18 protein-coding genes and 2 pseudogenes are annotated in these 18,794 nt (G+C 71.7%); 11 read left to right on the forward strand and 9 right to left on the reverse strand.

Features of this window, described 5'->3' with window-relative positions:
• The first annotated feature begins 331 nt into the window (after positions 1–331).
• Together ACFVGS_RS33830 and ACFVGS_RS33835 are read left to right on the forward strand one after the other, a co-directional pair.
• Entirely contained in the window at positions 332–1,531 is a 1,200-nt protein-coding gene (locus tag ACFVGS_RS33830; RefSeq protein WP_384423083.1) for a cytochrome P450, read from the forward strand.
• Entirely contained in the window at positions 1,528–1,749 is a 222-nt protein-coding gene (locus ACFVGS_RS33835; RefSeq protein ID WP_384423085.1) for a ferredoxin, read from the forward strand. Before ACFVGS_RS33830 ends, ACFVGS_RS33835 begins: the two co-directional genes overlap by 4 nt.
• 101 nt (positions 1,750–1,850) lie before the next feature.
• Here the strand turns inward: ACFVGS_RS33835 and ACFVGS_RS33840 are convergent, their stop codons facing one another.
• From ACFVGS_RS33840 to ACFVGS_RS33880, 9 genes and pseudogenes are all read right to left on the reverse strand, one after another.
• Entirely contained in the window at positions 1,851–2,978 is a 1,128-nt protein-coding gene (locus tag ACFVGS_RS33840) for an MsnO8 family LLM class oxidoreductase (RefSeq protein ID WP_384423087.1), read from the reverse strand.
• A gap of 16 nt (positions 2,979–2,994) precedes the next feature.
• Positions 2,995–4,062 (reverse strand): LLM class flavin-dependent oxidoreductase, encoded by a 1,068-nt coding sequence (locus tag ACFVGS_RS33845; RefSeq protein ID WP_385695934.1) that lies wholly within the window; start codon positions 4,060–4,062, stop codon positions 2,995–2,997.
• A complete protein-coding gene (locus ACFVGS_RS33850) occupies positions 4,059–5,459 on the reverse strand; it encodes an NtaA/DmoA family FMN-dependent monooxygenase (protein ID WP_384423091.1) in 1,401 nt (466 codons plus the stop codon). The genes ACFVGS_RS33845 and ACFVGS_RS33850 overlap by 4 nt, the downstream gene beginning before the upstream one ends.
• A 20-nt stretch (positions 5,460–5,479) precedes the next feature.
• On the reverse strand, positions 5,480–6,724 hold the full coding sequence (locus ACFVGS_RS33855) for an LLM class flavin-dependent oxidoreductase (RefSeq protein ID WP_385695937.1): 1,245 nt from the start codon (positions 6,722–6,724) through the stop codon (positions 5,480–5,482).
• Between the two features lie 72 nt (positions 6,725–6,796).
• Positions 6,797–6,922, reverse strand: a complete 126-nt coding sequence (locus ACFVGS_RS33860) for a putative leader peptide (protein ID WP_385695939.1) — start codon at positions 6,920–6,922, stop codon at positions 6,797–6,799.
• Positions 6,923–7,115: 193 nt separating this feature from the next.
• Positions 7,116–8,099, reverse strand: a complete 984-nt coding sequence (locus ACFVGS_RS33865; protein ID WP_384423097.1) for an ABC transporter substrate-binding protein — start codon at positions 8,097–8,099, stop codon at positions 7,116–7,118.
• 35 nt (positions 8,100–8,134) lie between these two features.
• On the reverse strand, positions 8,135–8,899 hold the full coding sequence (locus ACFVGS_RS33870) for an amino acid ABC transporter ATP-binding protein (RefSeq protein ID WP_384423098.1): 765 nt from the start codon (positions 8,897–8,899) through the stop codon (positions 8,135–8,137).
• Positions 8,896–9,825 (reverse strand): amino acid ABC transporter permease, encoded by a 930-nt coding sequence (locus tag ACFVGS_RS33875; RefSeq protein WP_385695955.1) that lies wholly within the window; start codon positions 9,823–9,825, stop codon positions 8,896–8,898. Before ACFVGS_RS33875 ends, ACFVGS_RS33870 begins: the two co-directional genes overlap by 4 nt.
• 84 nt (positions 9,826–9,909) lie before the next feature.
• Positions 9,910–10,329, reverse strand: a pseudogene (locus tag ACFVGS_RS33880) (GNAT family N-acetyltransferase); the annotation flags it as partial.
• Between the two features lie 919 nt (positions 10,330–11,248).
• On the opposite strand from ACFVGS_RS33880, the gene ACFVGS_RS33885 reads away from it, so the two are divergent.
• The 9 genes and pseudogenes from ACFVGS_RS33885 to ACFVGS_RS33925 form a co-directional block, all read left to right on the forward strand.
• Entirely contained in the window at positions 11,249–12,271 is a 1,023-nt protein-coding gene (locus tag ACFVGS_RS33885) for an ABC transporter substrate-binding protein (RefSeq protein WP_385695944.1), read from the forward strand.
• Between the two features lie 5 nt (positions 12,272–12,276).
• Positions 12,277–13,107, forward strand: a complete 831-nt coding sequence (locus ACFVGS_RS33890) for an ABC transporter ATP-binding protein (RefSeq protein ID WP_385695946.1) — start codon at positions 12,277–12,279, stop codon at positions 13,105–13,107.
• Positions 13,104–14,003: an ABC transporter permease gene (locus ACFVGS_RS33895; RefSeq protein WP_385695948.1), complete on the forward strand. Its 900-nt coding sequence runs from the start codon at positions 13,104–13,106 to the stop codon at positions 14,001–14,003. Before ACFVGS_RS33890 ends, ACFVGS_RS33895 begins: the two co-directional genes overlap by 4 nt.
• A gap of 56 nt (positions 14,004–14,059) precedes the next feature.
• Positions 14,060–15,442, forward strand: coding sequence for an LLM class flavin-dependent oxidoreductase (locus ACFVGS_RS33900; protein WP_384423106.1), 1,383 nt, complete (start codon positions 14,060–14,062; stop codon positions 15,440–15,442).
• Between the two features lie 72 nt (positions 15,443–15,514).
• Positions 15,515–16,477, forward strand: coding sequence for a TauD/TfdA dioxygenase family protein (locus tag ACFVGS_RS33905; RefSeq protein ID WP_385435749.1), 963 nt, complete (start codon positions 15,515–15,517; stop codon positions 16,475–16,477).
• Positions 16,478–16,555: 78 nt separating this feature from the next.
• Positions 16,556–17,014, forward strand: coding sequence for an RrF2 family transcriptional regulator (locus tag ACFVGS_RS33910; protein ID WP_384418181.1), 459 nt, complete (start codon positions 16,556–16,558; stop codon positions 17,012–17,014).
• A gap of 153 nt (positions 17,015–17,167) precedes the next feature.
• Positions 17,168–17,284: a putative leader peptide gene (locus ACFVGS_RS33915; RefSeq protein ID WP_384418178.1), complete on the forward strand. Its 117-nt coding sequence runs from the start codon at positions 17,168–17,170 to the stop codon at positions 17,282–17,284.
• Positions 17,285–17,456: 172 nt separating this feature from the next.
• Positions 17,457–18,563, forward strand: coding sequence for an aliphatic sulfonate ABC transporter substrate-binding protein (locus ACFVGS_RS33920; RefSeq protein ID WP_384418175.1), 1,107 nt, complete (start codon positions 17,457–17,459; stop codon positions 18,561–18,563).
• 32 nt (positions 18,564–18,595) lie between these two features.
• A pseudogene (locus tag ACFVGS_RS33925) lies at positions 18,596–18,794 on the forward strand (ABC transporter ATP-binding protein); the annotation flags it as partial.

Consider the following 18,794-nt stretch of genomic DNA (forward strand, 5'->3'; position numbering starts at 1 on the left):
TTCCTGCGTCCAACCCCCCCCCCCCCCCCGTCGCTACCCCACCCAAACCCCCCTATTTGCCGCGGGAATGGGCCGCGCGGGGCCCGCCCCCCGAAGGGGCGACGGCCCCGTCGCCCGTCCGGCCCGTTCCGGCGGGCGGCGGGCAGCGACCGACGACCATTGCCTTCAACTCCTGTCATTGCAACATGACGTTGCTTTCACCTTCACGGTCATTGCATCAATTTCCCTTTTCCTACCAGGGAAAAGGCCTCTCGGTTGATTGACGATTTCCTGAACGCAACGTAGCTTTCGGGATGCGTCAACCGCATACGCCGCGAGCTGAGGAATGGCCATGAGCACATCTCCGCACACCGTCACCACCCTGCCGACGACCCGTCCGGCCGGCTGCCCCTTCGACCCGCCGGCCGAGCTGAGCGAGGCCCGTCGGCACGGCCCGATCAGCCGCTACACCCATCCCGGCGGCAAACCCGGCTGGATGATCACCGGCTACGACCTGGTCAGGTCCGTCCTCGCGGACCCCCGGTTCAGCTCCCGCAAGGACCTCATGAACGTGGTCGACTTCGAGCTGCCTCCGGCTCCGCCCGGCGAGTTCCTGCTCATGGACGAGCCGCAGCACAGCCGCTACCGCAAGCCGCTGGTGGGCAGGTTCACCGTCCGGCGGATGCGGATGCTGACCGAGCGCATCGAGCAGATCACCGCCGAACGCCTGGACGCGATGGCGGAGGCCGGGGGTCCGGTGGACCTGGTGACCGCGTTCGCCAAGCCCATCCCGACCATCGTGATCTGCGAGATCCTGGGCGTGCCGTACGAGGACCGGGCCTCCTTCCAGGAGCAGATCGACGCGTTCATGGGCGGCGAGGTGAGCGACGAGGAGCTGATCGCCGCCTACACCGCGACCCAGGAGTACCTCGCCGAGCTGGTGGCCGCCAAGCGCGCCAACCCCACCGACGACATCCTCAGCGAGCTCACCGACAGCGACCTCACCGACGAGGAACTGAAGGGCATCAGCCTCATCCTCCTGGCCGCCGGCTTCGACACCACCGCGAACATGCTGTCCCTCGGCACCTTCGCCCTGCTCCGGAACCCGGAGCAACTGGCCGCGCTGCGCGACGATCCCACGCTCACCGACGGGGCCGTGGAGGAACTGCTGCGCTATCTGAGCGTCGCCAAGACCTTCCACCGCACGGCACTCGAGGACGTCGAGCTGGCCGGTCACACCATCGAGGCCGGCACGACGGTGGTCCTGTCGTTCAACACCGCCAACCGCGACCCCGAGCGCTTCGCCGACCCGGACACCCTCGACATCCGGCGGAAGTACGACGGACACCTGGCCTTCAGCCACGGCATCCACCAGTGCCTGGGCCAGCAGCTGGCCCGCGTCGAGATGCGCGTCGCGTTCCGCGCGCTGCTCGACCGCTTCCCCACGCTGCGTCTGGCCGTACCGGCCGAGGAGGTCGCCCTGCGCCCGGAGACCGCGGACATCTACGGAGTGAAGAGCCTGCCGGTCACCTGGGACGAGGAGACGTCATGACCTCGCCTCGCTTCAGCGTCGACCGTGAGCGCTGCATCGGCGCCGGGATGTGCGCCATGACGGCACCCGACGTCTTCGACCAGGACCCCGACGACGGCCTCGTCGTCCTCCTGCACACCACCCCGCCCGCCTCCCAGCAGGCGGCCGCCCGGATGGCGGCCGGCGTCTGCCCGTCCGGCGCGATCACCCTCCAGGACCCGGACACCGACGCCTCCTAGCCACCCGTCCCTGCCGCGGCCCGAGCGAGGGGCGGGCCGCCATCAGGCGGGCCGCCCCTCGCTCGCCCGGCGTACTTCGGCCGGCTGAACGCGTGTACGGCTCAGCGGCGTTGCCACTCCTCGGCGAGGAGCCGGTAGGAGCGGACCCGGTCGGCGTGGTCGTGGGTGATGGTGGTGACGATCAGTTCGTCGGCGCCGGTGGCCTCCTGCAGCTGTTCCAGCTGGTCCGCGACCCGTCCGGGCGAGCCGACGAACTGGGTGTCGACGCGGTCGGCGACCAGGGCGCGGTCGGCTTCGGTCCAGGCGTGGGCGCGGGCCTGGTCCGGGGTCGGGAAGGGGATGGCGCCCTCGGCGGTACGGATGCTGCGGACCCAGGGACCGTAGCCGGTGGCCAGCTCGCGGGCCGTCTCGTCGTCCTCGGCGACGACGACGTCGGCGGAGACGCTCACGTAGGGCTTGTCGAGGTGGTCGGAGGGCTGGAACGCGGCCCGGTAGCCCTCCGCCGCCTCCAGCACGGTGGCCGGGCTGACGTGGTAGTTGGCGGCGAAGCGCAGGCCGTTGCGGCCCGCGACCTCGGCGCTCTGCCCGCCGCTGCTGCCGAGGATCCAGACCTCCACGTCAGCGCCTTCGCCGGGGACGGCGTGCGCCTCGGTCCCGTCGGCGGCGCGGTAGTCGCCGCGCAGCAGCGCGAGGATGTCGTCGACCTGCTCGCCGTAGTCCTGGGGGCGGGCGCCGGGCTGGTGCAGGAGCTGCTGCTGGACCTGGAAGCGGGGCGCGCCGATCAGGTGCTCGAAGGAGAAGCGGGGCGGGATCTTCAGGCCGTTGGGCGCGCGACCGTCGACGACGGGGGTCGTGGTCGGCCGGGGGCCGGCCGTCTGCCCGGAGGGCCGGCCGGCGGAACGGCCGAGACCCAGGTCGAGCCGCCCGGGGTGCAGGGCGTCGATGAGTCCGAACTCCTCGACGGTGGACAGGGCGGTGCGGTGACCGAGCTGCACGGCACCGGAGCCGATCCTGATGGTGGAGGTCGCGGAGGCGGTCAGGGCGAGCACGACGGCGGGAGAGGCGCCGGCCACACCGGGGTTGAGGTGGTGCTCGGCGAACCAGTAGCGGGCGTAGCCGAAACGCTCGGTCTGCCGGGCCAGGTCGACGGTGTTGCTCAGCGCCTGGGCGGCGGTGGAACCGGACGGGACCGGGACGAGGTCGAGGACTCCGAGAGGTATGCGGGACATGGTCGGGTGGTGCTCCTCAGCGGTCGTGGGGCGTCGCGGGTGCCCAGGGGAACGGCGGGTCCGGGATGGCGCGTCTCAGCACCGGCGCGATCTCGGACTGGAAGAGTTCGAGCGAGGCCCGGTGCCGGGCGGTGGCGAGACCGCTCGCGTCGGCGTGCAGGTGCAGCACGCTGTGGCCGAACCGCTCGTGGTAGCGGTGCACCTTGTCGATGATCTGCTGCGGGCTGCCGATCAGCGCCGAACTGCGTTCGACGAAGTCCTCCAGGGTGGTGAACACCGGCTCCAGGCCCTGGCTCTTCTGGAACGCGAGCTGCCCCTCGAACACCGGCCGGTACGCGGCGACCGCCTCCTGCGAGGTGCGGGCCGCGTGGAAGCCGGCCGTGCCCGCGCCGACGACCGCCCGGGCCGGGTCGTGGCCGTAGTGCTCCCAGCGCTCCCGGTAGTGCTCGACGAGTGCGGCGTACGGCTCGATCGGGTGGGTGACGTTGGCCGAGAAGAGCGGATCTCCGTACCGGGCGGCGAGGTCGACCGACTCGCGGCTGGTGGCGCTGCCGTGCCAGACCCGGACGGGCTGCTGGAACGGCCTCGGCCACACCTCGGCGTCGGTCAGCCCGGGGCGGAAGCGCGGGGACGCGCTCACCTTGTCCTGGCGCCAGATGCGGCGGAACAGCTCGTAGCTCTCGGCGTTGCGGTCCCACTGGTCCTCGGGCGTGACGTGGAACAGCTCGCGCTGGGCGGTGCCGTTGCCCTTGCCGATGATCAGGTCGAGGCGGCCGGCGGACAGGTGGTCCAGGGTCGCGTAGTCCTCGTAGGCGCGCACCGGGTCGAGCAGGCTGAGGGTGGTGACGGCGGTGAACAGCCGGATCCGGGAGGTGAGGGCGGCGACGTGGCTGAGCACGACCGGCGGCGAGGAGGAGAGGAACGGCCGCTCGTGGCGTTCGCCGACGCCGAAGCCGTCGAAGCCGAGTTCCTCCGCCAGCAGCGCGTTGTCGATCACCTCGCGGAAGCGCTCGTGGGTGGACTTCCGGATTCCGGTCACCGGGTCCGGGGCGTGCACGATGAGGGTGATGGCCAGGAACTTCACGACGCCACCCGCGAGATCCCCGGCTGCCCGGCGCGGGCGTCCGGGTGGGCCAGGCCCAGGTGGTCGCGGAGCGTGGTGCCGGTGTAGTCGTGCCGGAACACCCCGCGTTCCTGGAGCAGCGGGACGACGGTGTCGGCGAAGGCGTCGAGGCCGCTCGGGGTGATGTGCGGGACGAGGATGAAGCCGTCGGCGGCGTCCGTCTGGACGAAGTGGTCGATGGTGTCGGCCACGGTGGCCGGGGATCCGACGAACGACTGGCGGCCGGTGGTCTCGATGACCAGCTCGCGGATCGACAGGTTCTCCGCCTCGGCGCGCTCGCGCCACTGCCTGGCGACGGCGAGCGGGTCGCGGAACGACCGGACACTGGCCCGGCCGCGGGCGATGGTGTGCTCGCCCGGGTCCGGGTCGACGTCGGGGAGCGGGCCGTCCGGGTCGTACGCGGACAGGTCCCGGTTCCAGACGTGTTCGAGGTACCTGATCGCCGTCTGGCCGCTGACCTGCAGGCGGCGTACCTCGCGGGCCAGCTCCTGTGCCTCGGCGTCGGTGTCGCCGAGCACGAAGGTCGCCGCGGGCAGGATCAGCAGCTGGTCGTGGGTGCGGCCGTGGCGGGCCAGGCGTCCCTTGACGTCGGTGTAGAAGGCCCGGCCGGCCTCCAGGGTGCTGTGCCGGCTGAAGATGGCGTCGGCGCCGGCGGCGGCGAACTCGCGGCCCTCCTCGGAGTCGCCGGCCTGGAAGATCACGGGGCGGCCCTGCGGGCTGCGCGGGACGTTGAACCGGCCGGTGATGTCGAAGTGCTGTCCTCGGTGGACGAAGGCCCCGGCCCGCGCGTCCTTGAGGAAGATGCCCGATTCCTTGTCGGCGACGATCTCGTCGCCGTGCCAGGAGTCGAACAGCTCGGTGGCGGTGGACAGGAACTCCTTGGCCCGGGAGTAGCGCTGGTCCTCCGGGAGGAAGCCGCCGCGCCGGAAGTTCTCGCCGGTGAAGGCGTCCCAGGAGGTGACGACGTTCCAGGCGGCGCGTCCGTCCGACAGGTGGTCCAGGCTCGCGAACTGGCGGGCCACCTCGTAGGGCTCGTTGAAGGTGGAGTTGATGGTGCCGGTCAGGCCGAGGCGGTCGGTGACGGCGGCGAGCGCGGACAGGACGGTGAAGGTGTCGGGCCGCCCCACCACGTCCAGGTCGTAGATCTGCCCGCCCTGTTCGCGCAGCCGCAGTCCTTCGGCGAGGAACAGGAAGTCGAACTTCGCCCGCTCGGCGGTCCGGGCGAAGTGCGCGAACGAGCTGAACTCGATGTGGCTGCCCGCCCGGGGGTCGCTCCACACGGTGGTGTTGTTGACGCCGGGGAAGTGGGCTGCGAGGTGGATCTGCTTCAGGGGCTTGCCGGTGGTCGGGTTCGTCATGGCGGTACGGCTCCTGCGGCTCAGACGGCGGATGGGGGTGCCCCCTGCTCGAGCGAAGCCGAGAGCTCGGGGGAGTAGCGGTTGGCGGGGCGGGCGAGTCCGAGCAGCCCCCGGAGGGTGTCCGCCTCGTAGGCGTGCCGGAAGGCGCCGCGGCGTCGGAGCTCGGGCGCCAGACGCCGGGTGATCTGCTCCAGGTCGTGGCCGATCACGCCGGGGCGCAGTCGGAAGCCGCTGAGGCCTGCCCGGCGCAATTCGAGGAGCCGGTCCGCCAGTTGCCCGGGACTGCCCGTGAACACCTCGGCGTCGCTGGTGCAGGCGTGGCCGGCGAGAGCGTCCAGGCGGGCCTTGCGGTCCTCCGCCGCGGCGGGGTCGTCGTCCAGGAACACCACCAGGTCGCCGAAGAGGTGCAGCGGCTCCCCCGCCCGCCCTGCCGCGGCCTGGGCGGCACGGACCTCGGCGACGACGGCGCGCGCGTGGTCGGTGCCGCGGGGCGTGACGTACCCGATGTCGGCGGAGCGGCCCACCAGCCGGTACGGCTCGCTGTCGTGCGCGAGCACGCTGACGACGGGCTGTCCCTGCGGCGGCCGGGGCGTGATGGAGGGTCCCCTGACGCTGAAGTGCCGGCCCTCGAAGTCGATGTAGTGGAGCTTGTCGCGGTCGACGAAGCGCCCGGTGGCGACGTCACGGATCTCCGCGTCGTCCTCCCAGCTGTCCCAGAGGCGGCGCACCACCTCGATGTGGTCGGCGGCCTCGTCGAGGAGTTCGGCGGCCAGGGCCCGGCCGGCGGGCGTGTCACGGTCCTCGACGCGGAGGGGCGGGAAGGCGCGGCGGCCGAAGTGCGCGGCCTCGTCCGGCCGCGCCGTCACCTGGACGCGCAGGCCCGCGCGGCCGGTGCTGACGTAGTCCAGGGTGGCGATCGCCTTGGAGATGTGGAACGGCTCGGTGTGCGTGGCCACCACGGTCGGCACCAGCCCGATGTGCCGGGTCAGCGGTGCGACCCGGGCGGCGATCAGCACGGCGTCCAGCCGGCCCCGGACCTGGTCGGTGCGCTCGTCCGGCTCCGTCGGGTGCGAGGACTGCGGCCCGAGCCCGTCCTCGAACGTCACGAAGTCGAGCAGGCCGCGCTCGGCCTCGGCCACGAGCCCGGCCCAGTAACCGGCGGTGAACAGCTCGCGGGGCCGGGCGCCCGGCTCGCGCCACGCGGCCGGGTGCCAGCCGGTGCCGTCCAGTGCCACGGCAAGGTGAAGAGGGGAAAGCGAGGACACGAAAAGGGGCCCTTCCTGGTCGACCGTCGGTGATCACCGGCCTCCGTGCGGAGGTTCGGTGGCGGGAACAGGTCAGGGACGACAGAGGGCCCCGGCCACCCTGCGCAGGTCGATGTGGGTGCGGGAGTGGAGACGGACGCAGCCGCGCGCGACGAGCACCGCGGCGGCGGGAACGAGCGTGCGGGAGAGGGGGGACAACACCGTCACCTCCGCTCGTCCGGCCCTTTCGGGGCGCTTCCGGCCACGTCGGGCCTCTTCGGGCCCCTTCGGGCCGCTCGGGTCGGGGGGCCTGCCGCACTCGGCACGGCAGGTCCCCCTGTCCTCGCAGCCTAGGCGAAGCCGGACGGGCGAAGGTGGAGAGCGTGTTGCGGCTCCATGAAACCGTCGGCGGCTACTTGTTGGTCTTCGGAAGGCCGGGCGGGTTGACCGCGGACGTGGTCACGGCCTCGTCGGACAGGCCCCAGCGCTGGAGCACCTTGGCGTACGTGCCGTTCTTGATGACGTGGTCGAGCGCGGCGGCGAGGGGCTCGGCGAGGCCGCTGTCCTTCTTGGTGGTGGCGGCGATGAGGCCCTGGAGGGTGGCGCCGGCGCCGGAGTACGTGCCGACCACCTCCGTCTTGCCGGTGGTGGCCGCGTGGTAGGCGGCGGTCGGGTTCGGCCCGAGGTAGAGGTCGATGCGGCCCGACTGGAGGGCGAGGTAGGTGTCGCTGTCGTTCTGGTAGTACTTGATGTCCACCGCCTTGCGGCCGGCCTTCACGTTCTCCTTGCTCCACTCGACGAGCAGCTTCTCCTGGTTGGTGCCGCTGCCCACGGCGACGGTCCTGCCCGCGACGTCCTCGGGCCCGCTGACCTTCAGGCCGCTGCCCTTCTTCGCCTCGAAGCCCAGGTTGTCCTCGCGGTAGGTGGCGAAGTCGTACTTCTCCTTGCGCTCCTCGGTGACGGTGATGTTGCTGAAGCCGACGTCGTACTTGGCGCTGTCCAGGCCGACGAAGATGTTCTCCCACGAGACCGTGTTGATGTGCGGCTCGAGGCCGAGCACGTCGGCGACCAGGTACGCGATGTCGGGCTCGACGCCGATGACGGTCTTGTTGTCGGTGGCGAAGAACGTCAGCGGGGCGGCCGAGCCGGAGGAGTCGACGATCTCCAGGGTGCCGCGCTTGCGTATCTCCTCCGGCACCTGGGCGGCGATGGAGTCGACCTTGCCCGTGGTGACGCGGTTCTGGTCGGGACTCAGGTTGATCTTCACCTTGTCGCCCGACGCGGCCGCGACCTCGGTCGTGCCGCCGTCGGAGGGGTTGCCGCAGGCGGCGAGGACGAGGGCGGCGGTCAGGCCCAGCGCCGCGGCGGCGGTACGGCGGGTGATCGAGGTGGTCATGGTCGTGCTCCTTGCCTGGTGTGGGTGAGGGGTGGTCAGAGGACCTTGGAGAGGAAGGCGCGGGTGCGCTCGTGCCGCGGGGCGTCCAGGACGGCCTCGGGCGGGCCCTGCTCCACGACGACACCGCCGTCCATGAACACCACGGTGTCGGCGACCTCGCGGGCGAAGCCGATCTCGTGGGTCACGACGATCATGGTGGTGCCGCTGCGGGCCAGGTCCTTGATGACGTCGAGGACCTCGCCGACGAGCTCCGGGTCGAGTGCCGAGGTGGGCTCGTCGAAGAGCAGCACCTTCGGTTCGAGGGCGAGGGCGCGGGCGATGGCCACCCGCTGCTGCTGGCCGCCGGAGAGCTGCCGCGGATAGGCGTCGGCCCGGTCGGCGAGGCCGACGCGGCCGAGGAGCCGGCGGGCGGTCTCCTCCGCTTCCCCGCGCGGGCGGCGCAGTGCGGAGACGGGGGCCTCGACCAGGTTGTCCAGCACGGTGAGGTGCGGGAAGAGGTTGAAGTTCTGGAAGACGAACCCGATGTGGGTGCGCTGCCTGAGGATGTCCCTCTCCTTCAGCTCGTACAGCTTGCCGCCGGCGCGGCGGTAGCCGATGAGCTCGCCGTCGATGCCGATCCGGCCCCGGTCCGCCTTCTCCAGGTGGTTGATGGTGCGCAGCAGCGTGGACTTTCCGGAGCCGGACGGGCCGAGGATCACGGTGACCTCGCCGGCGCGGACCTTCAGGTCGACGCCGCGCAGCACCTCCAGCGGACCGAAGCTCTTGTGGACGCCCTGGACGTCCACCATGACGGTGCTCACGAGCTCTCCTTCGTCACGAAGCGCCGGGCGCGCTGGAGCGGGGTGGGCGGCGGGGTGCGGTCGGCGCCCCGGGCGTAGCGGCGCTCCACGTAGTACTGGGCGACCGACAGCAGGGAGGTGAGGAGCACGTACCAGGCGGTGGCGACGAGGAGCAGGGGGATGACCCGGCCGTTGCGGCCGTAGATCACCTGAACCTGGTAGAAGAGCTCGCCGATGGCCATCACGTAGACCACCGAGGTGCCCTTGAGCAGGCCGATGATCTCGTTGCCGGCGGTGGGCAGGATGGCGCGCATGGCCTGCGGCAGCACGATCCGCCGGATCTGCCGCAGCCGGGGAATGCCCAGCGCCGCCGCTGCCTCCAGCTGGCCCTGGTCGACGGCGAGGACGCCGCCGCGCACGATCTCGGCGGCGTAGGCGGCCTGGTGCAGCGTCAGTCCGATGACGGCGGCGCCGATGGTGCCGATGAGGCTGTTGCTGTCGGCGGACCAGAACACCGGCCCGAAGGGGATGCCGACGCCCAGTTCCGCGTACAGCGCGCTCAGGTTGAACCAGAACACCAGCTGGACGATCATCGGGATGGACCGGAAGATCCAGATGTACGACCAGGCGACGGTCTGCAGCACCGGGCTGCGCGACAGCCGCATGAACGCCAGGACGGTGCCGAGGAGGAAGCCGAGCACGGTGGCGTACGCGGTGAGCTGGAGGGTCACCCACACCGCCTGGACGATCGTCTCGGACAGGAAGTAGGCGCGGAAGACGTCCCACTCCCAGACCGGGTTGGTGGCCAGACCGTGCACGAACTGGGACACCAGCACGATCACGGCGGCGGCCGCCGCCCAGCGGGCGTAGTGCCGGACGGGAACGACCTTGAGCGAGGCCAGGTCGTCCGGAGCGGGCCCCGCCACTTCGTCCGGCGCGGGTCGCACCGCCTCTTCCTGATGTGCGACGGCCGGCAGGTGCTTCTCGAAGGGCAGCGGGCCGATCGTCTCCGGGTCGGCCTCCGTGTCGAACAGCGGGGTGTAGCCGGTGGCCAGGTACAGGCCGCGGGCCTCGGGCTGGCGCGGGCCGGTGGTCAGGAAGATCCGCCGGTAGCCACGGGCGTGCGCCTCGCGCTCCAGTTCGACGAGGACACGGCGGGCGAGGCCCCGCCGCCGGTGGGCGGAGTGCGTCCAGATCCGCTTCAGCTCGGCCGTGGTCGCGTCATGGCGGCGGAAGGCGCCGCCCGCGACCGGCTCGCCGTGCTCCAGGAGCAGGAGCAGGACGCCTCCGTGCGCGGCGGTGAACTCCTCGTCGGGGTAACGGGAGATCTCGGCGTGCGCGTCCTTGCCGTAGCGTCGGGTGTACTCGTCGCCGAGTTCCCGCAGCAGGGGCCGCACCCGGGGGTCCGAGACGGGCACGTGAATGACCGTCAGTTCCGGTGCGTGGGTCATCACCGCACCACCGCGAGGGTGCCGCGGGCGGGGCGCGGGGCGGTGGGGGAAGCGTCGTGGGTGACGGCGGCGTCAGGGGATGCCACGGGCATGGGAGAGGGCCTTTCCTCTGAGTTCTTCGGTCCGTGACGTGGTGCGGCGCACGCGGGCACGGCGGAGCAGCACGCGGCGCCGCCAGGTGCGGCGGCACTTGAGGGTGCTGGGCGGAAGGGGTGAGCGGCTGCGGGCCGGGCGGGTGCGTGCGGCTGTGCCACCAGGGGAGGGCCCGCGACGGGGTCACCGAGGGAGAAAAGGGCCGGTCAGACGGCCCGTTGCCGCGTCAGGCGCGACACGCCGCGGACCACACCCGACCGAAGTCGATGTGGCCACGGGCGACCAGGCGCTGCTCGGCGTTCATGCGACCAATTGAGCAGAACGCCGTGCCTCCCGTCAACCGCCGGCCGTATTCCGGAACGGCAGGGTGCGGTTCCCGGCTACCCGTGCCACGCGGTTGATGAACGGAATGCTTCAGGCGCGTGTCGAGGAATTCGGAATTGAGACGGCGCCGTTGCTCGCATTGACGTGGCCGATTTCCGCTGCCAGCCTCGTTGGCGTGAGCCGGTCAGCGAACCTCGGCACGCGGCTGCCCGTCGGACACCGGCGGCACGCCGGCGCTGCCCGTATGTCCCCCTGCGGCTGTCAGACGACCTGACGCCCCGCCGGCGAAGCGTGCCCCAGGCCGCCGCCCGGTAAGTCCCCGCGTACGCGCGGCGTGTTCTCCGCTTCCCTTTCCCCGCTCCTTTCCCCGGATCCTGCCTTTCCCTGGCCGGCTCCTGCCTTCCCTGGCCGGCTCCTGCCTTTCCCAGGAATTTCTGCGCCGCGCGCCGTCTCGCGCCGCCGCGATTCCGTTTTCGTCCCCCCTTCTGAACAGGACGTTCCCATGAGCACGTTGTCCACGACGAACCGACGCCAGTTCCTCGCCCTGCTCGGCCTCTCGGCCGTCGCGGTCGGCTGCGGCACGGCCGCGGGCAGCGGCGGCTCCGCCAAGGGCGGCACGAAGACGCTCCGCTACCAGGGCTGGACCGGCCAGGTCATCCCCGCCGAACTCGCCCAGGACCTCGGCTACCTGAAGGACCTGGAACTGGAGTGGGTCGGCAACACCATCAGCGGTCCGCAGGACATCCAGTCGGCCGCCACCGGCCAGACCGACTTCGGGGGCGCGTTCAACGGCGCGGTGGTCAAACTCGCGGCCGGCGGCGCTCCGATCAAGGCGGTCATCAGCTACTACGGCACCGACGAGCACGCGTACAGCGGCTACTACGTGCTCGCCGACAGTCCGATCCGCTCCGCCCGCGACCTCATCGGCAGGAAGGTCGGCATGAACACCCTCGGCGCGCACTCGGAGGCGATGCTCGACATCTACCTCCAGCGCGGCGGGCTGTCCCCGGCGGACGCCGACAAGGTCGAGCCCCTCGTCGTGCCACCCGTGAACACCGAACAGTCGCTGCGCCAGAAGCAGATCGACGTCGCCGTGCTCGGCGGCGTGCTGCGGGAGAAGGCCCTGGCCGGTGGCGGACTGCGGCCGCTGTTCACCGACCACCAGCTCCTGGGCTCCTTCAGCGCCGGCACGTACGTCATGACCGACCGCTTCATCCGGCAGAACCCCGAGACCGTGCGGACCTTCGTCACCGGCGTCGGCCGGGCACTCGACTGGTCGCGCACCACCCCGCGTGACGAGGTCGTCGCCCGGATGACGGAGATCGTCCGGAAGCGGAAGCGGAACGAGGACGTCGGTGCCCTGCGCTACTGGAAGTCGTACGGCGTGGCGGAGCCCGGCGGGCGCATCAAGGGCAAGGATCTCCAGCTCTGGATCGACTGGCTCGCGCAGCGCGGTGACGTCGACCGCGGCCGGGTCCGCCTCGACGCCCTCTACACCAACGACTTCAACCGCAACGGGAGGTGACCCTCGTGACCGCCGCGCACACGGCAAAGATCGTCTTCGACGGGGTGCGGAAGGAGTTCCCCGTCAAGGGCAGGGACGGCGCACGCTCGGTCGTCACCGCCCTCGACGGTGTCGACCTGACCGTCGGCGACGGTGAGTTCCTCGTCGTGGTGGGCCCCAGCGGCTGCGGCAAGTCGTCGCTGCTCGACCTCCTCGGCGGCCTGTCCCGTCCCACCTCCGGCCGCATCCTCCTCGACGGCTCCCCCGTGACCGGGCCGGGCCTCGACCGGGGGATCGTGTTCCAGCAGTACGCGCTGCTGCCCTGGCGCACCGCCCAGGGCAACGTCGAGTTCGGGCTGGAGGCCGTCGGCGTGCCCCGGCGCGAACGGGCCGCCCGGGCCCGGGAGTTCCTGGAACTGGTGGGGCTCGGCGGGTTCGAGGGGCGGCATCCGCACGAGCTGTCGGGCGGCATGCGGCAGCGGGTCGCCATCGCCCGCAGCCTCGCGTACGACCCGGACGTGCTGCTGATGGACGAGCCCTTCGCGGCGCTGGACGCCCAGACGCGGGAGTCACTCCAGGACGAGCTGCTGCGCATCTGGCGGGCCACCGGCAAGACGGTCGTCTTCATCACGCACGGCATCGACGAGGCCGTGCACCTGGGGCAGCGGGTGGCCGTGATGACCTCCAGGCCCGGCCGGATCAAGGAGGTCGTGCCGATCGACCTGCCGGCCCGGGCGGACGGCGACGACCCGCGCTCCAGCCCCGAGTTCGCCCGCCACCGGCACCACATCTGGTCCCTGCTCCGCGACGAGGTGTCCAGGGCCCAGCAGGAGGAAAGGGAGGGAGTCGCCGCATGAGCACCGTGACCACCGAGAAGGAACCCGGCACCGCCCTCGCCGCCCGTCCCGAGGCGGCACCCCCGACGCCCGCCGCCCCCGCCCCCGCCCCCGCACGCCCCGGGCGGTCCCGGCGGGCGGGCCGCCGGCTGGCCCACGGGCTCCTCAGGGCCGGCACCAGGTCGGCGGCCGTCGTGGCCCTGCTCCTGCTGTGGGAGACCGCGCCCCGGCTCGGCCTCGTCGACCGCACGTTTCTCCCCCCGTTCAGCGAGGTCGCCCGGGCGTGGTGGGGGCTGGCCGCCGACGGGCAGCTCGCCGACCACGCGCGGGCCAGCCTCACCCGCTCCTTCAGCGGCTTCCTGATCGCGGTGTCGCTCGCCGTACCCCTCGGTCTGCTGATCGGCTGGTACCGGCCGGTGGCCGATCTCCTCGGACCGCTGCTCGAGGTCTTCCGGAACACCGCGGCCCTCGCGCTGCTGCCGGTGTTCGTGCTGCTGCTCGGCATCGGCGAGACGTCCAAGATCTCGATCGTCGTCTACGCCTGCGCCTGGCCCGTGCTCCTCAGCACCATCAGCGCCGTACGGTCCGTGGACCCGACCCTGCTCCGGCTGGCCCGGTCGCTCGACCTGCCCGCGGTACGGCTGTTCCAGAAGGTGATCCTCCCGGCGTCGGTGCCGGCCGTCTTCACGGGCGTCCGGCTCGCGGGAGCCGTGTCCATCCTGGTCCTGGTCGCCGCCGAGATGATCGGTGCCAAGGCGGGCCTCGGCTATCTGATCAACGCCTCGCAGTACAACTTCGCCATCCCGCAGATGTACGCCGGGATCATCACGATCTCCGCCGTCGGCGTGGCCTTCAACCAGCTCCTCGTCGCTCTGGAGCGGCGGCTCAGCTCCTGGCGCGTCCCCGCGAACGGCTGAACCACGCCCTGCCGCCGCCTCCCCGTACTCGCCCGCCACCCACCTAGGACACCACCATGCCCGGATCACCGCCCCTTCCCCGTCAGCTGCACCTGAACGCCTTCCTGATGAACGCCGGCCACCACGACGCCGCATGGCGGCACCCCCGCACCACGCCGGAGCGCGTCACGGACGTGGCGTACTTCCAGGAGCTGGCCCGGACCGCCGAGCGCGGCCTGCTCGACTCGGTGTTCCTCGCCGACGGGCTCGCCCTGTGGGGCAACGCCCGGTACAACGCGCTCGGCGGCTTCGAGCCGCTCACCCTCCTGTCGGCCCTGGCCGGCGTCACGAGGCACATCGGGCTCATCGCCACCGTGTCGACCACGTTCAACGAACCGTTCACCACGGCCCGCGCGTTCGCCTCCCTCGACCATCTCAGCGGCGGCCGGGCGGGCTGGAACATCGTGACGTCCGGGAGCGTCGACGAGGCCCGCAACTTCGGCCGCGACGAACACCTGGAGCACGCCCTGCGCTACGAGCGGGCCCGGGAGTTCGTCGACGTCGCCGTCAAGCTCTGGGACAGCTGGGCCGACGACGCCGTCGTCCTCGACCGCGAGCGAGGGGTCTACGCGGACACCGACAAGGTCCGGCCCATCGACCACCGGGGGACGCACTTCCGGGTGCGCGGCCCCCTGAACGTGCCCCGCTCCCCGCAGGGGCACCCGCTGCTGGTGCAGGCGGGATCGTCGGAGGACGGCAAGGAGTTCGCGGCCCGGTACGCGGAGGCCGTGTTCACCGCGCAGCAGACCCTGTCCGACGCCCAGGCGTTCTACAAGGACCTCAAGGGCAGGGTGGCCCGTCAGGGCCGGGCCGAGGACGGCGTGAAGATCCTGCCCGGCATCTGCCCCGTCATCGGCTCCACGGAAGCGGAGGCCCGCGCCCTGGAACAGGAGCTCACCGACCTCCAGGTGCCGGAGTACGGCCTCGCCCAGCTCTCCGGGATGCTCGGCACCGACCTGACCGGCCTGCCGCTGGACGGCCCGCTGCCCGAGCTGCCCGACGAGCGCGACATCAACGGCAACAAGAGCCGCTTCACGCTCGTCGCCGAACTCGCCCGGCGGGACGGTCTCACCCTGCGCGAACTGATCGCCCGGCTCGGCGGCGGGCGCGGCCACCGGGTCGTCGCCGGCACCGCCGAGCAGATCGCCGACCAGCTCCAGGAATGGTTCACCCAGGGCGCCGCCGACGGGTTCAACATCATGCCGCCGTACCTGCCCGGCGGGCTCGACCACTTCGTCGACCAGGTGGTCCCGATCCTCCAGGCCCGCGGCCTGTTCCGCACCGAGTACACCGGCCGCACCCTGCGGGAGCAATACGGGCTGCCGCGGCCGGCGGCCGTCGCGGCCCCGGCGCCCGTCGCGGCGCCCGGAGCGGCCGTCGGCGCGGGACGGACGGCCTGACCGGCGAGGCGCGCGACCTCACCACCGACCTCCTCGGCCCTTGCTCATCACTCACCGGAAGGACGACCTGCCATGACTCTCGCATCCACCCCCTCGGGCGCTCCCACCGCGCCCACCGCCGCCACGCCCGCCGGGGCGACCGGACCGGCCGGCTTCGGGCTCCGCCGGATCGGCGGCCGCATCGGCGCCGAGGTCCACGGCCTGGACCTGGCGGGCGACCTCGCCCCGGGGACCGTCGCGGCGCTCAACGACGCCCTGCTGGAGCACAAGGTCCTGGTCTTCCGCGACCAGCACCTCGACGACGACGGCCAGCTCCGCTTCGCCTCCCTCTTCGGCGAGCTGACGGGCGCCCACCCCACCGTGCCGGCCGTCGACGGACGGCCGCAGATCCTGCCGGTGGACGGTGACGAGGGCATCCGCGCCAACCACTGGCACACGGACGTCACCTTCGTCCGTACGCCGCCCAAGGCGTCCACCCTGCGGGCCCTCGTCGTCCCGCCGTACGGCGGCAACACCCTGATCGCCAACGCGGCGGCGGCCTACCGGGACCTGCCGGAGCCGCTGCGCGAGCTCGCCGACCGGCTGTGGGCCGTGCACACCAACGCGTACGACTACGCCGAGCCGAAGAACGAGAAGGCCGCCGAGCACCGCAGGCAGTTCGTGTCCCGGCGCTACCGCACCGCCCACCCGGTCGTGCGCGTCCACCCCGAGAGCGGCGAACGGGGCCTGTTCATCGGCGGGTTCGCGCAGAGTCTGGTCGGGTTCGGCCCGGCGGAGTCGCGGGTCCTCCTGGGGCTCCTCCAGTCGTACGTCACCCGGCCCGAGAACCTGGTGCGGATCTCCTGGAACGCCGGCGACCTCGTGCTGTTCGACAACCGCATCACCCAGCACTACGCCCCGGACGACTACGGCGACCAGCCGCGGCTGCTGCACCGCGTCACCGTCGCCGGGGACGCCCCCGCCGGGGTCGACGGCGCGCACAGCTACGTCGTCGAGGGCGACGACGCCGCCCACTACACGCCCGTGCCTGCCTGACCGGGGCCACGCCACCCCACGGGTCCCGCCCGCAGGTCCCGCCGCGACCCGCGGCGGGACCTGCGGGATAATGCCGGCATGCGGATCTCAGCCAGGGCGGACTACGCGGTACGGGCCGCCCTTCTCCTCGCCGGCGCCCCCGGGGGCGGCCCCCTGAAGGCGGAGGCCATCGCCGAGGCGCAGGAGATCCCGCACAAGTTCCTCGAAGGCATCCTCAACGACATGCGCCGCGGGGGACTGGTGCTCAGCCAGCGCGGCGCCAGCGGCGGCTACCGGCTGGCCAAGGCCGCCGAGGACATCTCCGTCGCCGACGTGGTGCGGACGGTCGACGGCCCGCTGGTCTCCGTCCGCGGCGTGCGCCCGCCGGAGCTCTCGTACAACGGTCCCGCACAGGCCCTGCTGCCGCTGTGGGTCGCCCTGCGCGCGAACGTCCGCCAGATCCTCGAAGGCGTCTCACTGGCGGACATCGCCTCGGGCGAGCTCCCCGCCTTCGTGCACTCCCTGGCGCAGGATCCGACGGCCTGGACCAATCCCTGAGACCGACGGGCACGGCCTCAAGGCCCCGCTCCTGACCTGCGACGTCTCGGCTCATAAGACGAGATCGTCCACTATGTGAAATCCCTCTTGGGGCCGAAACCCGCCTCTGCCACTATGCCTATCACTCAGGTGGGAAAACTAGGGATTCCGGAGGTGGCAGCTGTGCGCACGCTGAAGCAGGCGGACGACTCGCTCCCGTCCTCTCTCCTCACCTCCCGCCGGCACATCGACCTCGGCCGCACGTCCAGCGCCATCTGTCGGCCTTTCTGAGGCCGTTCAGCGGATCCGCCTCTCCGCCCCGCGGAACAGCCGCCACCGCCGATCGCACACCGCCACCGCCCACGCACCGCACGCGCCCGCCCCGCGCCGGGTGCAGCTCGCGGGCGGCCGCGTCACGCATGTCCGCACTTCCTCGAAGACCTTTCTCCGAAAGGACACCTCCGTGTCTGCCGCAAGACCGCTCACCACCCTGCGCACCCTCGCCGCCATCGCGGCGCTTCCCCTTCTGCTCACCGCCTGCGGCTACGGCTCCCAGGCCACCGAGGAGGCCGAGCAGCCCAAGGTCGCGGCAGACGCCAAGAAGCTCTCCGCCGGCGAGGTGCGGATCGGCTACTTCCCCAACCTCACCCACGCCACCGCTCTCGTGGGTGTCCAGAAGGGCCTGCTCCAGAAGGAGCTCGGCGGCACGACGATCAAGCCCTCGACCTTCAACGCGGGCCCGTCGGAGATCGAGGCGCTGAACGCCGGCTCGATCGACATCGGCTTCATCGGCCCCTCCCCCGCCATCAACGGCTACACCAAGTCCAAGGGCCAGAACCTGAGGATCATCTCCGGTTCCGCCTCGGGCGGCGTGAAGCTGGTCGTCAACCCGGAGAAGATCAAGACGGTCGACGACGTCAAGGGCAAGCGGATCGCGACCCCGCAGCTCGGCAACACCCAGGACGTCGCGTTCCTGCACTGGGTGTCCGAGAAGGGCTGGAAGGTCGACTCGCAGAGCGGCAAGGGCGACGTCTCCGTGCTGCGCACGGACAACAAGATCACGCCGGACGCCTACAAGTCCGGTTCCATCGACGGCGCGTGGGTGCCGGAGCCGACCGCGTCGAAGCTGGTCAGCGAGGGCGCGAAGGTCCTGCTCGACGAGTCCGACCTGTGGCCCGAGAAGAAGTTCGTCATCACCAACATCATCGTGCGCCAGGCGTTCCTCAAGGAGCACCCGGACGTCGTCGAGGCGGTGCTGCGCGGCACGGTGAAGACCAACGCGTGGATCACCGCCAACCCGGACGCGGCCAAGGAGTCGGTGAACGCGGCGCTGAAGAAGGAGACCGGCAAGCCGCTCTCCGCCAAGGTCATCGACGCGGCCTGGCCGTCCATCACGATCACCGACGACCCGCTCGCGGCCACCCTCCAGGCGCAGGCGGAGCACGCGGTGAACGCGGGACTGCTGAAGAAGCCCGAGCTCGCCGGCATCTACGACCTCACGCTGCTCAACAAGGTGCTCAAGGCCGAGGGCAGGCCGGAAGTCGCCGACGCCGGTCTCGGCGCGAAGTAAAGCCGTAGCAGCGCAGCCCGAACTCCCAGGAGATGACGACCATGGCCACGACCACGACGCTCGCCAAGGCCGAGGACCGTGCGGCGGTGACCCACGCCGCGAGGATCGAGCACGTCTCGAAGTCCTTCGGCGGTCTCGCCGGCGGCCAGCTCGTCCTCGACGACATCTCCCTCGACGTCGCCCCCGGCGAGTTCGTCACCCTCCTGGGAGCCTCGGGCTGCGGCAAGTCCA

It is taken from the genome of Streptomyces sp. NPDC127114 (assembly GCF_042677525.1).
Taxonomy (GTDB): Bacteria; Actinomycetota; Actinomycetes; order Streptomycetales; family Streptomycetaceae; genus Streptomyces.

Bases quoted from the DNA above. Each gene is read 5' to 3' on its own strand.
- ACFVGS_RS33830 (WP_384423083.1), top strand. From the start codon at position 332: ATGAGCACATCTCCGCACACCGTCACCACCCTGCCGACGACCCGTCCG.
- ACFVGS_RS33835 (WP_384423085.1), top strand. From the start codon at position 1,528: ATGACCTCGCCTCGCTTCAGCGTCGACCGTGAGCGCTGCATCGGCGCC.
- ACFVGS_RS33840 (WP_384423087.1), bottom strand. From the start codon at position 2,978: ATGTCCCGCATACCTCTCGGAGTCCTCGACCTCGTCCCGGTCCCGTCC.
- ACFVGS_RS33850 (WP_384423091.1), bottom strand. From the start codon at position 5,459: ATGACGAACCCGACCACCGGCAAGCCCCTGAAGCAGATCCACCTCGCA.
- ACFVGS_RS33865 (WP_384423097.1), bottom strand. From the start codon at position 8,099: ATGACCACCTCGATCACCCGCCGTACCGCCGCCGCGGCGCTGGGCCTG.
- ACFVGS_RS33885 (WP_385695944.1), top strand. From the start codon at position 11,249: ATGAGCACGTTGTCCACGACGAACCGACGCCAGTTCCTCGCCCTGCTC.
- ACFVGS_RS33895 (WP_385695948.1), top strand. From the start codon at position 13,104: ATGAGCACCGTGACCACCGAGAAGGAACCCGGCACCGCCCTCGCCGCC.
- ACFVGS_RS33900 (WP_384423106.1), top strand. From the start codon at position 14,060: ATGCCCGGATCACCGCCCCTTCCCCGTCAGCTGCACCTGAACGCCTTC.
- ACFVGS_RS33905 (WP_385435749.1), top strand. From the start codon at position 15,515: ATGACTCTCGCATCCACCCCCTCGGGCGCTCCCACCGCGCCCACCGCC.
- ACFVGS_RS33910 (WP_384418181.1), top strand. From the start codon at position 16,556: ATGCGGATCTCAGCCAGGGCGGACTACGCGGTACGGGCCGCCCTTCTC.